The organism is Haloferax sp. s1 (assembly GCF_058382125.1).
Genome location: NZ_JBZRPK010000221.1, coordinates 1 through 2,076, shown reverse-complemented (window position 1 = coordinate 2,076; position 2,076 = coordinate 1). Strand labels below are relative to the sequence as shown.

The window sequence follows — 2,076 nt, the reverse complement described above, 5'->3', positions numbered from 1 at the left end:
GGTCTGTCTTCTGTCTCGTAGATTGCTCTCTCGGGTCGGATGTTCGTAGAACGGCTAGGACGGTCCAGAGAGAGGAGAGTCGAAACGCCTCGCCGCTTCGATTAGTCGCTCTGGATGCGCGGGGCGAGCATGTACGTGATGTTGCCCATCCCTTCGGCAATCTGGTAGTGGAGTTTGACCGGGAACTCTTCGCCGAGTTCGACGGTGACTTCGGCGTCGGCCGGAATCGCCTTGTTCATGTCCTTGAGGTAATCGAGCGAGAACAGCGAGTCGGCGCTACCAGCTTCGATGCTGATGAGGTCCGCCGGGGGAAGCGAGAGGTCGACATCGTCGGTGTCGCCTTCGGCTTCGACGTGGAACGTCTCTTCGGTGCTGTCGACGCGAAGACGGATGTGGTCCGAAACCATGTCGGCCGCCTTGATACCGCGGTCGAGGTGCGTGCCCTCGAGGACGATGTTCGCAGGAAGGTCGAGGTCCGGAATGTCCGGCTCCTGTCGAATCGAATCGGGGTCGATGAGCGCGAGCGTGTACGAGAGTCCGTCGATGCGGATGTTGAGTTTGCGCGTCTCCTCGTCGAGCGTGAGGTGGATGAGGTCACCCGAACCCGCCATGCCAGCGACCTCTTCGAGGCGAGAGAGGTTGACACCGATGACGCCGCCGTCAGCCTCGTAGGATTCGAACGCCGCAGCGTCGAGCGAGAGGTCCACCATACCGACGTTCGCGGGGTCAACGGCACGGATAGAGAGCCTCTCCTCGTTGAGTCGAATCTTACACTCATCGACGAGGACGCTCACAGAGTCGAGCGCGTCCCGGAGCGTCGCGGCACTCACGATGGCCTTGAACATATGTGCCGTCGTACGACATCGGTCTTAAAAATACTCCTGATTTGGGCTCATCATATGATGTTCCCGCACGCCCTCCCGCGTGTGCGCCCCCGTGGCGAATTTGGGGTATCGTGTGCGACGAGGTTGGGGTGTCGTGTGCGACGAGGTGGTTCGGGTCTCCTTGTGCGACGGCGAGGTCGATTCCCATGGTCTCCGGACGCCTCACAATGACTCTTATTGGCACGGGTTATCTACTGCTAAAATCCAGAAAAAAGGCGTTGCAGGCTTCGACGCAGTCATATGTCTAATTGTGCAACCGTCCTTGTATGGCGCAACATACGACGCGGTTCAGTCGGTTCGTTCCCGACCGGAGTGATAACAAATGAGTGAACAGACCCGCATCGCGTTCGTCTGTGTCCAGAACGCTGGTCGAAGCCAGATGGCGACGGCGTTCGCTCGACGCGAGCGAGACGAGCGCGACGTCGGCGACCGAATCGACATCGTCACCGGTGGGACCGACCCCGCAGACCACGTCCACGACGAGGTGGTCGAGGTGATGAGTGAGGACGGATTCTCCCTCGAAAACGAGACACCGAGAGCTATCAGCCAAGACGACATCATGGACGTGGATATCGTCGTCACGATGGGCTGTTCCGCCGAGGGAATCTGTCCGATGACGTGGCGCGGCGATGCCCGCGATTGGGCGCTCGACGACCCCGACGGGCAGGAACTCGATGCGGTTCGAGAGATTCGAGACGACATCGAACGCCGTGTGTCCGCGCTGTTCGACGAAGTCGTGGGCGACGACTGACGACTGACGACTGCCGAGTCGTCGGTGACGGATGAATTCTCGTGAGATACGGGTACCGCTGGAATCGGCGCATGACCCGTCTTTGCACACCTCCAATGTAAGCCGAAGGCGGTATACGGCCTGATACGCTACTGACGGGCAACTAACCATGGCGCGCAAGGACCACTACTACAACAAGGCCAAACAGGAGGGCTACCGCGCCCGCTCGGCCTACAAGTTGAAACAACTCGACGAGGACGCCGGACTGTTCGGTCCGGGCAACACCGTCGTCGACCTCGGTGCCGCCCCCGGTGGGTGGCTTCAGGTCGCTTCAGAGAAGGTCGGTGACCACGGCAAAGTCGTCGGCGTCGACCTCCAGCGAATCCGCGTCCTCGACCGCCACAACAGCGAGACGATTCGCGGCGACATGACCGAAGACGAGACGAAAGAACAATTGACGGA

At 60.3% G+C, this 2,076-nt stretch carries 3 protein-coding genes; 2 read left to right on the top strand and 1 reads right to left on the bottom strand.

Translation table 11 applies throughout. The features are described from left to right. Positions 1–101 precede the first annotated feature (101 nt). Positions 102–845: a DNA polymerase sliding clamp gene (locus QT222_RS01930; RefSeq protein ID WP_004058477.1), complete on the bottom strand. Its 744-nt coding sequence runs from the start codon at positions 843–845 to the stop codon at positions 102–104. A 361-nt stretch (positions 846–1,206) separates the two neighbouring features. Here QT222_RS01930 and QT222_RS01925 point away from each other — a divergent pair, with 361 nt between their 5' ends. Together QT222_RS01925 and QT222_RS01920 are read left to right on the top strand one after the other, a co-directional pair. Then, complete coding sequence (locus QT222_RS01925; protein ID WP_004058475.1) at positions 1,207–1,635, top strand: arsenate-mycothiol transferase ArsC; 429 nt, start codon at positions 1,207–1,209, stop codon at positions 1,633–1,635. Between the two features lie 148 nt (positions 1,636–1,783). Beyond that, positions 1,784–2,076 (top strand): SAM-dependent methyltransferase (locus tag QT222_RS01920; protein ID WP_491476131.1); only part of this gene is annotated, 293 nt, incomplete at its 3' end.

Excerpts from the sequence above, each read along its gene's own strand:
- QT222_RS01925 (WP_004058475.1), top strand. The coding sequence starts at position 1,207 with ATGAGTGAACAGACCCGCATCGCGTTCGTCTGTGTCCAGAACGCTGGT.
- QT222_RS01930 (WP_004058477.1), bottom strand. The coding sequence starts at position 845 with ATGTTCAAGGCCATCGTGAGTGCCGCGACGCTCCGGGACGCGCTCGAC.